Source organism: Phenylobacterium sp. (genome assembly GCF_030693405.1).
GTDB lineage: Bacteria > Pseudomonadota > Alphaproteobacteria > Caulobacterales > Caulobacteraceae > Phenylobacterium.
The window spans coordinates 19,317-32,288 of record NZ_JAUYAW010000024.1 but is presented as its reverse complement, the minus strand read 5'-3'; the positions used below and the strand labels follow the sequence as shown (position 1 = coordinate 32,288).

Genomic DNA, 12,972 nt, shown 5'->3' with positions numbered 1-12,972 from the left:
GAGGGTTTGATCCCAGCCGAACGGCGCCGGAGCCCCCGGCGTTCCGCGCGCCCTTAACCGCCTCGCACCTGGGCGCCGATGGCCGCCAGGTCCTGGGCTGAGCCAAAGACCGCGCCCTCGGCCTCGCCCCGCAGGGCGAAGCTCGGAGGAACCAGCTCCGGCCCTTCGCCCGGCGGCAGGGGCGGGGTGTAGTAGCCCAGGGCATAGCCCCCCAGGGCGTAGCCCAGGAGGTCCTGCAGCTCGGGCGACAGGGTGCGGGCGATCTCCGGCGGGCAGGCCAGATACTGATTTTCCTCCTGCCGCAGCCAGCCCAGCGCATAGGTCAGGTTCAGGCCCCAGCGGTCCTGGTCACTTTGGTTGGCGCCGCCCCCGTGGAAGACGCTGCCGGTATAGACCAGCACCGAGCCGGCCTGCATGACCGCCTGGGTGATCTCGTGAGCCTCCGCCCTCCGGTCGTCGGGCCAGGCGCTGGAGCCGGGGACCACCTGGGTCGCGCCGTTCTCCACCGTGAAGTCTGTGAGGGCCCAGATGGTGTTCAGCTGCGGCTCGATCCCCTTGAGATGCGCGCCCCAGGCCCAGCGGTCCCGGTGGATCGGTTGGGCGCCCTGGCCAGGCATGATCCTGATCAGCTGGGTCAGATGCAGCTGCCAGCGCTCGCAGTTGGCCTTCATCAGATGCTCGCACATCCTGGCGATGCGGGGATCGGTCACGGCGTCACGGACGGCGGGCGAGCGCGCCACCAGGGCGCCTGTACGGGTGGTTCTGACGCCGGTGAAACCGTCCCGTCCCGCCGGCGTGGCCGCCACATAGGGCGAAAGCTCGGCGACCATTCCGGCCACCGCCTCTGGCGTCAGCACGCGGTCGAGGATCAGGGCGCCGTCGCGATCGAGGACCTCGGCCATGGTGGCCGTGGGCGCGTCGGCGGAAAGGTGGACAAGCTCAGGCACAGGCGTCTCCCTGGGGGCTTGTCTGATCCGCTGACGCCCCGCCCCATGGTTGGCGCCCGCTGCGCCTCAACAATGGCGCACCTGCGCCATTCGTCCAGGCGGTTGCTCGTCGCGCCGATGCGCGGCTAAGCTTGGCCTTAGCTTCCATTCAAGGCGGCGCCGGGAGGACGACATGGCCTACAAGTTCGAGATCTTCAAAGACAAGGCGGGTGAGTTCCGGGTGCGCTTCCGCGCCTCTAACGGCGAGATCATGTTCTCGTCGGAAGGCTACGCCGCCAAGGCCAGCGCCAAGAACATGATCGAGTCGATCAAGAAGAATGCGCCGGACGCGGAGGTCGTGGACGAGAGCGCGGCTTAGGGGCGCTCTACCCCGTTGATCGCCGCCCCTGGCCCGGCTTAGATCGGGCGAAGCCGGGCCACAGGGGCAGGCCTGAATGGAGCGCGATCTTTTCATGAGCAAGGTGCTGATCATGGCCGCCGTGGCGGCGGCCCTGCTGGTTGCGGGCTGCAATACGGTCGCCGGCGTGGGGCGCGATATGCAGGCGGCCGGGACGGCGGTGAAGAACACGGCCGAGGATGTGCGCCGTTAGGTCATGACCCGGCGACGGAAAAGCGTCCTGCTGGGTTCCGTCGCCCTTCCATCCCGACCTGGGCGGTCGCATATGGACCCCATGACCGCACCCCAGCGCCCCGGCTTCCTGACCGCTCTCAACCGTGGCCTCAAGGGTCGCTGCCCAGCCTGTGGCGAAGGCAAGCTGTTCTGGCGCTACCTGAAGGTTGAGCCGACCTGTCCGGCCTGCGCTCACGACCTGGCGCAATACCCTGCCGATGACGGCCCGGCCTATTTCACCATCCTCATCGTCGGGCATGTGATCGTCGCCCCGCTCCTGCTGTTCCCCTTTATCTGGCAGGCGCCGGTGGCCGTCGTCCTGGCCTCAACCCTTCTGCCCCTGACCGGCGCGACGCTGCTGCTCTTGCCGCGAATCAAGGGCGCCTTCATCGGCGGGCTCTACGCTCTGGGGGTCAAGGAGAAGGACAGCGCAATGCACACGGCCGACGCCGCAGACTAGGTCGGTCGACCCAGGCGCTCATCTCAGGCGCCATCAGCCGGAACCTTGACCGGGCGCTGCCGTTTCCTTTGCCGCGAGCGCCCGCTGGGGTGCGCTCCTGAGGCGGGACACGCACATGTCGCTTGGCACAATTCTCCTGATCATCCTGATTATCGCCCTGGTGGGCTCTTTGCCCACCTGGGGGCACAGCCGTAGCTGGGGTTACTTCCCGTCCGGCGGCCTGGGCCTGGTTCTGGTGATCGTCCTGATCCTGGTCCTGATGGGTCGAATCTAGACCTCCCGGCGGCGGAAGCCCCGACGGGGCTTCCGCTCACCGCCGCACCTCCCTAGCATCGGCGCAAATCGGGGCCGCGGGGGAGACGGGCATGACGGCGACGGAAACAGGCGCGGACTCACAGGCTCCGCCCGGGCTGCTCGTTCCTGGGCTCACCCCACTTCAGCGCCTGAAAGCCATCGCCGGCGGGTCGGCGGGCAATCTGGTCGAGTGGTACGACTGGTTCGCCTATTCGTCCTTCGCTCTCTATTTCGCCCCGCACTTCTTTCCGTCCGGCGATCCGACCTCGCAATTGCTGCAGGCCGCCGCCGTGTTCGCCATCGGCTTTCTGGCCCGACCGCTCGGCGCCTGGCTGATGGGCCTCTATGCCGACCGGGCCGGCCGCAAGGCGGCGCTCAGCCTGTCGGTGGCCATGATGTGCGCCGGCTCTGCGATCATCGCCATCATCCCCGACTATGCGATGATCGGCGTTGCGGCGCCGGCCATCCTGCTCATGGCCCGCCTGCTGCAAGGCCTGTCCGTGGGCGGCGAATACGGCGCGAGCGCCACCTATCTTTCGGAGATGGCCGGCAAGGCCCGGCGGGGATTCTGGTCGAGCTTCCAGTTTGTCACCCTGATTTCAGGCCAACTCCTGGCGCTTGGCATCCTGATGCTTCTGCAGCGGGTCATGCCCACCGAGGACCTGGAATCCTGGGGCTGGCGCATCCCCTTCGTCATCGGCGCCCTGCTGGCGGTGGTGGTGTTCTGGATCCGCCGGGGCCTCGAGGAGAGCGCCTCTTTCCAGAACGCCCAGGCCTCTGGGGCTGAGCGGGCGCGGACCATGATGTTGTTCACCCACCACCCGTGGGAGACCACCGCCATCTTCTTGCTGACCGCCGGCGGCTCGCTCGCCTTCTATGCCTACACCACCTACATGCAGAAGTTCCTGGTCAACACCTCAGGCTTCAGCAAGGAGACGGCGACCAACATCACGGCCGCCGCCCTGGTCGTTTATCTGTTCATCCTGCCTCTGTTCGGCTGGCTGTCGGACAAGTGGGGAAGGCGCACCAACCTGGCCTTCACCTTCGGCGCCGGCATGCTGCTGACCTATCCGATCATGAACACCATGGCCGGGGTCACCGAACCGCTCATGGCCTTCGCCCTGATGGTGGTGCTGATCGTGATCATCGCCGGCTACACCTCGGTCAGCGCGGTGACCAAGGCCGAGCTGTTCCCCGCTCACGTCCGGGCTTTGGGGGTGGCGTTGCCCTACGCCATGGCCAATGCGGTGTTCGGCGGCACCGCCGAGGCCGTCGCCCTGGGCTTCAAGGGCCAAGGGGTCGAAAGCGCCTTCTACATCTACGTCTCGGCAATCATGGGCGTGGGCCTGATCACATCATTGCTGTTGCGCGACAGCCGCCGTCACAGCCGCATTCTGGAGGACTAGACGCCCGCCCATGCTCGGCCTTCCGCTCTCCCCCCTGGACACCGTCGCCCTGGCCATCTTCGCGGTGGCCTGGCTGGCCTACGAGCCGCTGGTCAAGGCGGCGCTTGGCCGGCGCCACATGATCAATCTCGACATGGCGGTGATCCGGAGCGGCTGGATGAGGGCCATGGCCCGCCGCGAAAGCCGGCTGATGGATAGCCAGTTGCTCGGCCACACCATCAACTCGGCCTCCTTCTTCGCCTCCTCCAACCTGATCCTGATCGCGGGCGCTGCGGGCGTGCTGTTTGGGGGTGAGTCGGCCTTTCGCAGCGCCTCCAGCCTGATCGTTATCGAGACCTCCACCCGCCTGCTGTTCGAGGTGCAGGTGGCCCTGGTGCTGGTGACCCTGGCCCGCGGGCTGCTCGATTTCATCTGGGCGATCCGTCAGCTGAACTACACCATCGCGGTGATCGGGGCCGCGCCCGACGAGGCGGCCGGGGTGGCGCAGGTCTATGGCGCGGCGGCGGGCCGGCTGCTCAACCCCGCCCTGTCGGCGTTCAATGCCGGGGTGCGCGGCTATTATTTCGCCCTCGCCGCCGCCAGCTGGGTCTTCGGATCCACAACCTTCATCATCGCCACCCTGGCGGCCGTCGCAGTGCTGGTGTGGCGCCAGCGGGCCTCTTCCGCCGCCCGCGCCATCGCCGAGATCCGTGAGGTGCTTGAGACGACGCCCGCAGTGACGGCCAGTCGACCGCCTGCCAGGCCCCTTGAAGAGTCTCCGCAGGCCTGACCGGCGTCAGCGGCCGACCAGCAGGGTCCGCAGGTTGTAGCGCCCGGGGCCTCGGGCGAGCATGTCGAGGCCGATCAGCGCCAGGAGGACGGCTGGCATGGCGCTCTCGATACTGTCACCCAGAGCATAGGCCGCCGTGACCGTAAACAAGATCGCACAGATCACCCCGGCCCAGCGGGTCACAAGGCCGGCGATGAAGGCCAGGCCGCAGGCCATCTGGGTATAGACGCTGATCCGCGCCGCCAGCCCGGCCCAGGGCGCCCCTTCGCGTGCGAGGGCATCTGCCAGCTCCTGCATGGCGGGCGCCTGGGTCACCTCATCCCAGACGCTCCACACAAGGAACACGCCCACCACCAGCCGCGTCAGCAGCCGCACCCAGGGGTCGATCCCGCCCAGCCATGACAGGTTCAGCCACCTCGGCCAGGGGGGAGTCCACGCAGGCGGGTCATTGGGCTCAGGCACGGCCGGCCACACATCCAGAAGTTGTGCGATGGGACTTCGCACGCCGAGCTAAGCATGTTCAACCGGGCATGGGGAGGGGGTCTATGGTCAAGCTTGAGTGAGGCCGAGGTCCCGTCGCTGCGCCCGGGTCAGTTTTGCGCTCACCAGGGCGTGGGCCTGGGCGAGCCAGTCGGCGGTCTCCTGCGGCTCCAGGGATGAGAGATCATCGAACCGCACCCACTTGGCCCGCGCCAGATAGGGGGCGGGCCGGGCGCGTCCGCCCTCCACCAGGGCCTCATAGGCGATGTCCGAGGCCTTGAACGACCAGCCCCCATCCAGGGACAGGATGGCGAAGACCTTGCCGCCCACCTTGGCCACCCGGGCGTCACCCCACTGGATGCTCAAGGTGGCGCCCGGCAGGGCCAGCGCTTGGGCCAGGATCTGTTCGCCTGCAGCCCCCAGGCTCACGCCTCGACGCCGGTTCCGATGGGGCAGGTCACGCCGGTGCCGCCGATGCCGCAATAGCCGCCGGGGTTCTTGGCCAGATACTGCTGGTGATAGTCCTCGGCGAAATAGAAGGGGCCAGCCTCGACGATCTCGCTGGTGATCGGTCCCAGGCCCCTGGCCGACAGGGCCTGCTGATAGACGCCCTTGCTGGCGGCCGCCGCGGCGCCTTGAGCCTCGTTGGCCACATAGATGCCTGAGCGGTACTGGGTGCCGACATCACCCCCCTGGCGCATGCCCTGGGTCGGGTCGTGGCCTTCCCAGAACACTTTCAGCAACTGCTCATAGGTCACAGCCTTTGGGTCATAGACCACCAGCACCGCCTCGGTGTGGCCTGTGTGGCCACTGCACACCTCTTCATAGGTGGGATTGGGGGTGAAGCCGTTCACATAGCCCACCGCCGTCACATGCACGCCGGGGATCTGCCAGAACAGGCGCTCGACCCCCCAGAAACAGCCCATGGCGAAAACGGCGGTCTCGGATCCTTCCGGATATGGGCCCTGCAGGGGCTGGCCGTTGACGAAATGGGTCTTGGCGGTGGGCATCGGCTGGCTGCGGCCAGGCAGGGCGGTCTGCGCCGTCGGCATCTCAGCAGGCTTGCGGAACAACATGGCGACCTCGGACGGATAGGGATGGATCTGGCCCTACAGATAGGACGCCGCACGCCCGACGAACAGGGCCGCTTGCCCCGGGCGCCCACCTCGCTATATAGACCCCCTTCCGCCGGGGGCCCGCCCCCGACCGGTGTGGTGAGGTGGCCGAGTGGTTGAAGGCGCACGCCTGGAACGCGTGTATAGGGGAAACTCTATCGAGGGTTCGAATCCCTCTCTCACCGCCACCGTCTCGCGCCAAGTCGCAGGCGGGGGCGAACCCCAGCCAACATCAGATCCTCAACCCTCAGCCATCTCGCGCAGGTCAAGTTCGGCGGCGATATAGCCGAAGGCGAAGCGGCTGCGGCCCTGCAAGATCTTTTCGAAGACCGCCCGGGCGCGGTTGGTCTCGCCATTGTAGAGATGCCAGTTCCCGACCCCGTAGCCCTGGGTGGCGTAGATCGTTTCGACGTCATGGATGACCTGGGATCCCTTGTCGGGGCTCAACAGGTCCTCGGGCGCCAGCTCGCCGCGGTACATCCGCAGGCGGCGGTAATAGGACGGTCCCTCGACGAAGGCCTCGTCGGTCAGCCCTTCCGGAATGGCGGCCAGCACCGAAGTGGCGGCGGCCTCGTCGCCCTTGCGGCGCAGGGTCATGTAGAGCCAGTCGTGGCAGGCGGTCAGGCCGTCGTAATCATCCTCGCGCACCCACTTGATGCACTGGCGATAGGCGGCCTCGGCCGCGTCCCACTCACGCAGCAGATAGTGGGCGAGCGCCAGGTGGTACCAGGTGTTGAACTGGATGCTGGTGGGCGGCACAGGCAGTTCGTTGTCTGGGCCGTCAGGCTCGATCCATTCGGCCATACCCTCGATCAGGTCTGCGGCCCGGGCGAGGTCGGCCTTGCCCTCGGCGAACCGCCGGGTCGACAGATAGCGATGGCCCCGCTGGCGCAGCAGTTCAAAGGAGTCCGGAAACCGCTCCAGGCCCTCGCTGAACACCGCGATGGCCTCTTCGATCCGGTAGCGGAACCCGAGCACCCGCCCGTACCAGACGGTGGCGGCCAGGGAGGGATCGGCCTCATAACGGGCCTGGGCGCGCTCAAGGGTGCGGCGGGAACGGTCTCGGATGCTGTCTTCGCTCATGGAGACAGTAGGGCGGCCATTCAGCGCCTTGGCAACACCCTGCTCACGAACGGGGCGTCACAGCATTTTCAAGAGGCATAGCTGGGGGCTGGTTGAGGCGAAGAACATCATCTGTGGATGACGGGCGTTGAGGTCCGTGTTCGGTCTTTCCAGTCCTTGTACCAAAGGACGTTGCTGAAGCGCGGGTCGCTGCTCATGGCCGTGTTCAACTGTGTCAGAAAATCTTCGAAATGCGGTGGATGCCAGAAATTTCGAGATTCATCCGCCATGAGGTAAGGTTTCTCTTCAATCACCCGGTTGATAAGCAGCCAGAATTTCCTCTTGCCAGAGGCGATATCTAATCGCCATCCGTGATCATCTTCGTGAATAGGCGCTGATACATCATAGCCTAGCGGCCTGAGCAATTCACCTACGGCCTCAGCAATATTGCGGCCTCCAGGATCGATTTGATCAAAGTCGTTGTCCTCATCGCCATCGACAGCATCGTACGGCAGGGAGGTCTCGAACTCAGCTTGCGGCCTGATCTTCACCTGGCGTCCCCTTCAACCTCTGCGGAATGGACAGTTGATCCCGTGGTCGCTCCAAGTCCCCCTACACGTGCCTTCAGAGGCGCAGGGCTGCCGTGCCAAATTCGGCCTAGCTGGCCATACTTCTTGAGACCCAGAGCTTCGCCGCTCCACACTCCGTCGAGGAGGCCGGTAGTGTTAAATTTTGGATCCACCTTAAAGTGAAGCTCGTAGAAATCGCCGCGTGTGATCCCTTCAGGTCTCAGGACGTTAAATACGCTCTCGGCGAAAATCGGAGGGGGTTTGACACGCAGGGGAATGTAGTGATGACCCCTGTTTCGCGCAGGGTAGGGGGCCGCCAGATGTGCAGCCTCGGCGGGCGTGAACCCTTGCGCGATGTACTTCTCAGCCGTTGAAGGCTTGGGAATGCCGCCTAGGCGCTTTGCGCCCTTGGCGAGTGGGCCGCCGACGGCCAGTGTGCCCACATCGAATGCGAGCTCTCCTTGATTCATGCCGATTTCGAGTTGGCGCTGAAGTTCTTGTTCCAAGGTCGATGCAGCGGATGTGAAGCTCGGATCTAGTTCCACTCTCAATTGGTTGGCGGCGTTTCGAACATCCTGAACCACTCGCCGAGGGTCTTCGACTGCTTCCAGAACATAGTTGGCTCCCTCTGCAAAAGCTCCACGCAGATGATCGCTCGCCGATTCGCCGGGAGGGCTCAGCCATTCGTCAAGTGGACCACTGGCCAGACGTCCGACGAAGGCCGCACCCTTGGCCAGCCCCTCCACCGCGTGAACGCCGCCTCTCACAACGCCAACCGCTCGACCTCCCTGTTGCGCCAAATGGATCGCCGCGGCCTGAGCCAAAGGTGGGAGGCTCAGATTATCTATCGATCGAGGGGCCGGTCGCGGCGACCCGCCGGACTGCTGCCGTCTGACGGCCGGCTGAGTGGCTTGAGCGAGTTGCGCCTGGACGCGGGCAGCCTCCTTTTGCAACCGAGCGGCGGCCACTGCCGCGTTCTGCTGGGTGCGACGGAACGCCCGCTCAGCGGCCGCCTGAGCTTCCTGACGGGCGCGGGCGACCTCTTGCCTGGCGTGATTGCCCAACGCGTCGACTGCCCCGAGCACGCCATCGCGCGCCAGCTGAAATCTGACCATGTCGCCCCACCAATTTTTTGAACGCTAAGCGCGCGCGCCTCTCGGGCCGCCACCACCACCTCGCGACTTTCTCACGAAGCCCAGAGCGCGTAAAGAACAAAAGCAGAACAAATGGAGAGTTGGGTCAACTCGCTCGAAGGCCGCCCCTACGCCCCCGCCAGCGCGCCCGCGACTGCCGGAGCGAGGCGCTGGGCGATGACCTTTACGCCGGCCGCATTGGGGTGGATGCCGTCGTCCTGGTTCAGGGCGGGGTCGAGGGCGACGCCGTCCAGCAGGAAGGGATAGAGGGCGACGTCGTGGTCGCGGGCGAGGCCTTCGAACACCGCGGCGAAGTCGGTGGCGTAGGCGCCGTAGCTTGGGGGCGCCTGCATGCCAGCCAGCAGGACCGGGATGTTGCGGGCCTTCAGCCGGGTGATGATCCCCTCCAGATTGGCCCGCATGGTCGCCGGCTCGATCCCCTGCAACAGGTCATTGCCGCCGAGCGCCACGACGCACAGGTCGGTGTCGTCCTGAATGCTGAAGTCCACTCGGGCCAGCGCGCCTGCCGTGGTGTCGCCGGACACGCCGGCGGCCCGCACCCGCACCGGCGTTCCGGCCGCCGCCAGGGCGGCCTCCAGCTGGGCGGGCAGGGCGTCCTTCGCCGGCAGGCCGTAGCCGGCGGTGATGGAGTCTCCCAGCAGGGCGACCACCGGCAGGTCGCCGGCGGCCTGAGGCGGCGGCGGGGGCGCAGCCTCGTCGGAGACGGCTGAAGCCGGGGCGTCAGCCTCCCGGCTGCAGGCGCTGGCGCCCAGGGCCAGGGCGCTGAGCAGAAGGGTGCGGCGGGAGAGCAAGGATTGGGGTGCGATCATGGCTGTGCTTCCCCATATAGGTCGGCCGGGCGGGCATGAAACGCCCAATCCGCCCTCGGGAGCCCCATGACAGAATCCCCGCCCGCCCCGCCGCCGCTCAGCCTGTCGGCCCTGACGCTCAGCCTGCCGTCTGTGGCCGGCTCGGTAAACATCCTGCGCGGCGTCGACCTGACCGTGTCGGCCGGGGAGACGGTGGCCATCATCGGCCCCTCGGGCTCGGGCAAGTCGTCCCTGATCTCGGTGGCGGCAGGGCTGGAGACGCCCACCAGCGGGACGGTGCGCCTCTTTGGCCAGGACCTCGGCGCCCTGGACGAGGACGGCCGCGCCCGCCTGCGTCGCGGTCGGGTGGGGCTGGTCTTCCAGAGCTTCCACCTGCTGCCCAACATGACCGCGCGGGAGAATGTCGCCGCCCCTCTGGAGCTGGCCGGGCGGGACGACGCCATGGCCGAGGCTGAGGCTTGGCTCGGGCGGGTGGGCCTGGGGTCGAGGCTGACCCACTATCCGCACCAGCTGTCGGGCGGGGAGCAGCAGCGGGTGGCGCTGGCCCGTGCGCTCACCGTCCAGCCCGAGCTGCTGTTCGCCGACGAGCCGACGGGAAATCTGGACGGCGCCAATGGCGCCATGGTCGCCGACCTGATGTTCGATCTGCTGGCCCAAGCTGGCGCGGCGCTCGTCCTGGTCACCCATGACGAGGCCCTGGCCCGCAGGGCCGACCGCATCGTGCGCATGGCTGATGGCCTGATCGTTTCGGCCCAGCCTGAGGCCGCCGCATGAGGCTCGCCCTGCGGTTCGCCGGGCGGGAGCTGAGAAGCGGGGTCGCGGGCTTCCGCATCTTCCTGGCCTGTCTGGCGCTCGGCGTCGCGGCCATCGCCGCGGCGGGCTCCACGGCCGAAGCCTTCCGCCAGGGTCTGGCCAGTCAGGCCCGGGAGATCCTCGGCGGCGATGTGGTCTTCAGCATCGACCAGCGCCGCTTCACTGAAGCGGAACGCGCGGTGTTCGAGGCCCTGGGCCCTAGCGCCTACTCCGTGCGCGCCAATGCGATGGCGGAGACCCCGACCGGCGCGCGCCGGCTGGTGCACGTGCGCGGGGTCGCCGACACCTATCCCCTGGTGGGCGTGGTCCAGCTTAACGGCGCGGCCAGCCTCGCCGCTGCGCTTGCCCCCGCAGGCGGCGTACCCGGCGCTGCGGTGGAGCAGGCCCTGCTCGACCGGCTGGATCTGAACCTCGGCGACACCTTCGCCGTCGGCGACCAGACCTTGCGGGTCGGCGCCGTGCTGATCTCCGAGCCCGACCGGATCGGCCGGGGCTTTGCGCTGGGTCCCCGGGTGCTGACCGATGTGACCACGGTGGAGGCTGCGGGCCTGCTGGGCGCCGGGGGACTGTTTGGCGAGGCGGTGCGGGTGGTGCTGCCGGCCGAGGCCGACCCCAAGGCGGTGATCGAGGAGGTCCGCGAGACCTTCCCCGACGCGGTGCTCGAGGCCCGCGACCGATCCGAGGCCGCCGCCGGCGCCGGCCGGCTGATCGACCAGCTGGAGTATTTCCTGGGCTTCATCGGCCTCGCCTCACTGGTGGCCGGCGGCTTAGGCGTGGGCGGCGCGGTGTCGTCCTATCTGGAGGGCCGCAAGGCCTCCATCGCCACCCTGAAGGCCCTGGGGGCGTCAGGCGTGCTGATCCGCGACATCTATCTGATCCAGATCGGCGTGCTCGCCTTGCTGGGGGTGGGCATTGGCCTGGCCATCGGCGCGGTGACGCCGCTGATCATCGGGGCTTTGGCCGCCGAGCAACTGCCGGTGCCGGCGCTGTTCGCCGTCTATCCCGAGCCCCTGGTCCGCGCCGCAGCCTTCGGCGTGCTGGCCGCGGCCGCCTTCTCGCTTTGGCCGCTGGCCAGAGCCCGGACCACGCCGCCCTCGTCCCTGTTCCGCAAGGAGATGTCCGGCCGCCCGACGCTCAGCCTCGAGACCGCCCTTGCGGTGGCCGCGGCGCTCGGCCTCGCGGGCCTGGCCATCCTCACCGCCCCCAGCCGCTGGGCCGCCGCAGGTCTGATCGGTGGCGCGGCCGGCGCCTTCCTCGCGCTTAGCCTGCTGGGTCTGGCCGCAGCCTGGGGAGCCGGGCGGGTGCGCCGGTTCGCCCGAGGTTCGGTGCGCCTGGGTCTCGCCAACCTGGCCGGTCCGCGCTCGGCCGCCCGTACGGCGACGCCCGCCATCGGCCTGGGCGTCGCGCTCCTTTCGGCCATCGTCCTGATCCAGTCGAGCCTGCTGGCCCAGGTCAGCGTGGTGGCGCCGCGCACCGCCCCGTCCCTGGTCTTCACCGAGATCCCCGGCGAGCGGGTCGCGGCCTTTGACGCGGTGATCGACCGTGCCCTGAACGATCCCGGGATGGACCGCTACAACCGCCTGCCGCTGATCACCGGCCGCATCACCCGCCTGAAGGGCCAGCCGGTGGACATCGAGGCCATCGACCGGGGCGAACGCTGGGCCTTTGACGAGGACCTGACCCTATCGGCCCTGGACGGGGCGCCGGAGGCGTCCAAGGTCACGGCCGGCGCCTGGTGGACGCCCGGATATGCCGGTCCGCCCCTGGTGGCCTTCGAGCAGGACGCCGCCAGGGGCGCGGGCCTGAAGGTCGGTGACATGATCACCCTGCAGGTCCTGGGCCGGGAGATCGACGCTGAGATCGCCGTGCTGCGTGAGGTGGACTGGGGCGGCTTCGGCGCCAATTTCGGCGTCATCCTCAACACCGGCGCCATCGCGGGCGCGAGCCCCCGGCACGTGGCCATCGCCATGGCCAGCCGCGACGAGGAGGCCGCGGTGACGGGAGCGCTCGCCGCCGACTTCGCCGGCGTCAATGTCATCAGCATCCGCGACCAGCTGGAACAGGCCGCCACCCTCTTCGACCGCCTGGCGCTCGCCATCCGCGGGGCTGCGGCCGTGGCCGGCGCGGCCGGCGTCCTGGTGCTGATCGGCGCCATCGCCGCGGGCGCCCGGTTCCGCGCCCGGGAGGCCGCGACGCTGAAGGTTCTGGGCGGAACCCGAAGCCAGATCGTCAGCGCCTATCTGGTGGAGTACGGCCTGGTGGGCGTAATCGCAGGCCTGGCCGGCGCAAGCCTGGGAGCCGCTGGCGCCTGGCCTGTGGTGACCCAGGTGTTCAACGCCACCTGGAGCGTCGACTGGCCGGTGATCTTAGGCATTCTTGGCGGCACCACGGCGCTGGGCGCGCTTGGCGGGGCGCTGGCGGCGTTCGCGGCCCTGTCGCGCCGTCCCGCCGCCGTCCTGCGCGAAGCCGGCTGATGAAGGACCA

At 68.0% G+C, this 12,972-nt stretch carries 17 protein-coding genes and 1 tRNA gene; 10 read left to right on the top strand and 8 right to left on the bottom strand.

What is annotated here, in order from left to right:
• Positions 1-53: 53 nt before the first annotated feature.
• Positions 54-947: a phytanoyl-CoA dioxygenase family protein gene (locus Q8N19_RS04745; protein ID WP_305588481.1), complete on the bottom strand. Its 894-nt coding sequence runs from the start codon at positions 945-947 to the stop codon at positions 54-56.
• Between the two features lie 172 nt (positions 948-1,119).
• Between Q8N19_RS04745 and Q8N19_RS04740 the strand changes: the two genes are divergently transcribed.
• The 6 genes from Q8N19_RS04740 to Q8N19_RS04715 all read left to right on the top strand — a co-directional run bounded on the left by Q8N19_RS04740 (position 1,120) and on the right by Q8N19_RS04715 (position 4,486).
• A complete protein-coding gene (locus Q8N19_RS04740) occupies positions 1,120-1,305 on the top strand; it encodes a YegP family protein (protein WP_305588480.1) in 186 nt (61 codons plus the stop codon).
• 94 nt (positions 1,306-1,399) lie between these two features.
• Complete coding sequence (locus Q8N19_RS04735) at positions 1,400-1,537, top strand: entericidin A/B family lipoprotein (protein WP_305588479.1); 138 nt, start codon at positions 1,400-1,402, stop codon at positions 1,535-1,537.
• A 72-nt stretch (positions 1,538-1,609) separates the two neighbouring features.
• Positions 1,610-2,017: a DUF983 domain-containing protein gene (locus tag Q8N19_RS04730; protein WP_305588478.1), complete on the top strand. Its 408-nt coding sequence runs from the start codon at positions 1,610-1,612 to the stop codon at positions 2,015-2,017.
• A gap of 115 nt (positions 2,018-2,132) precedes the next feature.
• Positions 2,133-2,291 carry a DUF3309 family protein gene (locus Q8N19_RS04725; protein ID WP_305588477.1) on the top strand — a complete coding sequence of 53 codons (159 nt, stop codon included), beginning with the start codon at positions 2,133-2,135 and terminating at the stop codon, positions 2,289-2,291.
• 91 nt (positions 2,292-2,382) lie between these two features.
• Positions 2,383-3,717 (top strand): MFS transporter, encoded by a 1,335-nt coding sequence (locus Q8N19_RS04720; protein ID WP_305588476.1) that lies wholly within the window; start codon positions 2,383-2,385, stop codon positions 3,715-3,717.
• A gap of 10 nt (positions 3,718-3,727) precedes the next feature.
• Positions 3,728-4,486, top strand: a complete 759-nt coding sequence (locus Q8N19_RS04715; protein WP_305588475.1) for a DUF599 domain-containing protein — start codon at positions 3,728-3,730, stop codon at positions 4,484-4,486.
• A 6-nt stretch (positions 4,487-4,492) separates the two neighbouring features.
• Here Q8N19_RS04715 and Q8N19_RS04710 read toward each other — a convergent pair whose 3' ends face one another.
• The 3 genes from Q8N19_RS04710 to msrA all read right to left on the bottom strand — a co-directional run bounded on the left by Q8N19_RS04710 (position 4,493) and on the right by msrA (position 6,042).
• The gene (locus Q8N19_RS04710; RefSeq protein ID WP_305588474.1) at positions 4,493-4,948 is read right to left on the bottom strand and encodes a DoxX family protein; all 456 of its coding nucleotides are present in this window, start codon (positions 4,946-4,948) and stop codon (positions 4,493-4,495) included.
• 87 nt (positions 4,949-5,035) lie between these two features.
• Positions 5,036-5,395: an MmcQ/YjbR family DNA-binding protein gene (locus Q8N19_RS04705; protein ID WP_305588473.1), complete on the bottom strand. Its 360-nt coding sequence runs from the start codon at positions 5,393-5,395 to the stop codon at positions 5,036-5,038.
• Positions 5,392-6,042, bottom strand: coding sequence for a peptide-methionine (S)-S-oxide reductase MsrA (msrA, locus tag Q8N19_RS04700; protein ID WP_305588472.1), 651 nt, complete (start codon positions 6,040-6,042; stop codon positions 5,392-5,394). The genes Q8N19_RS04705 and msrA overlap by 4 nt, the downstream gene beginning before the upstream one ends.
• 137 nt (positions 6,043-6,179) lie before the next feature.
• Between msrA and Q8N19_RS04695 the strand changes: the two genes are divergently transcribed.
• A tRNA-Ser gene (locus Q8N19_RS04695) sits at positions 6,180-6,269 on the top strand.
• A 52-nt stretch (positions 6,270-6,321) separates the two neighbouring features.
• On the opposite strand, the gene Q8N19_RS04690 is transcribed toward Q8N19_RS04695, so the two are convergent.
• From Q8N19_RS04690 to Q8N19_RS04680, 3 genes are all read right to left on the bottom strand, one after another.
• Positions 6,322-7,164 carry a tetratricopeptide repeat protein gene (locus Q8N19_RS04690; protein ID WP_305588471.1) on the bottom strand — a complete coding sequence of 281 codons (843 nt, stop codon included), beginning with the start codon at positions 7,162-7,164 and terminating at the stop codon, positions 6,322-6,324.
• 107 nt (positions 7,165-7,271) lie between these two features.
• On the bottom strand, positions 7,272-7,694 hold the full coding sequence (locus Q8N19_RS04685; protein ID WP_305588470.1) for a hypothetical protein: 423 nt from the start codon (positions 7,692-7,694) through the stop codon (positions 7,272-7,274).
• A complete protein-coding gene (locus tag Q8N19_RS04680; protein ID WP_305588469.1) occupies positions 7,691-8,458 on the bottom strand; it encodes a hypothetical protein in 768 nt (255 codons plus the stop codon). The genes Q8N19_RS04685 and Q8N19_RS04680 overlap by 4 nt, the downstream gene beginning before the upstream one ends.
• A 165-nt stretch (positions 8,459-8,623) precedes the next feature.
• Between Q8N19_RS04680 and Q8N19_RS04675 the strand changes: the two genes are divergently transcribed.
• Complete coding sequence (locus tag Q8N19_RS04675; RefSeq protein ID WP_305588468.1) at positions 8,624-8,848, top strand: hypothetical protein; 225 nt, start codon at positions 8,624-8,626, stop codon at positions 8,846-8,848.
• A 125-nt stretch (positions 8,849-8,973) separates the two neighbouring features.
• Here Q8N19_RS04675 and Q8N19_RS04670 read toward each other — a convergent pair whose 3' ends face one another.
• Positions 8,974-9,675: an arylesterase gene (locus Q8N19_RS04670; RefSeq protein ID WP_305588467.1), complete on the bottom strand. Its 702-nt coding sequence runs from the start codon at positions 9,673-9,675 to the stop codon at positions 8,974-8,976.
• Between the two features lie 66 nt (positions 9,676-9,741).
• Here Q8N19_RS04670 and Q8N19_RS04665 point away from each other — a divergent pair, with 66 nt between their 5' ends.
• Entirely contained in the window at positions 9,742-10,449 is a 708-nt protein-coding gene (locus tag Q8N19_RS04665) for an ABC transporter ATP-binding protein (RefSeq protein ID WP_305588466.1), read from the top strand.
• A complete protein-coding gene (locus Q8N19_RS04660) occupies positions 10,446-12,962 on the top strand; it encodes an ABC transporter permease (RefSeq protein ID WP_305588465.1) in 2,517 nt (838 codons plus the stop codon). Before Q8N19_RS04665 ends, Q8N19_RS04660 begins: the two co-directional genes overlap by 4 nt.
• Positions 12,963-12,972 lie beyond the last annotated feature (10 nt).

Bases quoted from the DNA above. Each gene is read 5' to 3' on its own strand.
- Q8N19_RS04740 (WP_305588480.1), top strand. From the start codon at position 1,120: ATGGCCTACAAGTTCGAGATCTTCAAAGACAAGGCGGGTGAGTTCCGG.
- Q8N19_RS04735 (WP_305588479.1), top strand. From the start codon at position 1,400: ATGAGCAAGGTGCTGATCATGGCCGCCGTGGCGGCGGCCCTGCTGGTT.
- Q8N19_RS04730 (WP_305588478.1), top strand. From the start codon at position 1,610: ATGGACCCCATGACCGCACCCCAGCGCCCCGGCTTCCTGACCGCTCTC.
- Q8N19_RS04725 (WP_305588477.1), top strand. From the start codon at position 2,133: ATGTCGCTTGGCACAATTCTCCTGATCATCCTGATTATCGCCCTGGTG.
- Q8N19_RS04720 (WP_305588476.1), top strand. From the start codon at position 2,383: ATGACGGCGACGGAAACAGGCGCGGACTCACAGGCTCCGCCCGGGCTG.
- Q8N19_RS04715 (WP_305588475.1), top strand. From the start codon at position 3,728: ATGCTCGGCCTTCCGCTCTCCCCCCTGGACACCGTCGCCCTGGCCATC.
- msrA (WP_305588472.1), bottom strand. From the start codon at position 6,042: ATGTTGTTCCGCAAGCCTGCTGAGATGCCGACGGCGCAGACCGCCCTG.
- Q8N19_RS04690 (WP_305588471.1), bottom strand. From the start codon at position 7,164: ATGAGCGAAGACAGCATCCGAGACCGTTCCCGCCGCACCCTTGAGCGC.
- Q8N19_RS04670 (WP_305588467.1), bottom strand. From the start codon at position 9,675: ATGATCGCACCCCAATCCTTGCTCTCCCGCCGCACCCTTCTGCTCAGC.
- Q8N19_RS04665 (WP_305588466.1), top strand. From the start codon at position 9,742: ATGACAGAATCCCCGCCCGCCCCGCCGCCGCTCAGCCTGTCGGCCCTG.
- Q8N19_RS04660 (WP_305588465.1), top strand. From the start codon at position 10,446: ATGAGGCTCGCCCTGCGGTTCGCCGGGCGGGAGCTGAGAAGCGGGGTC.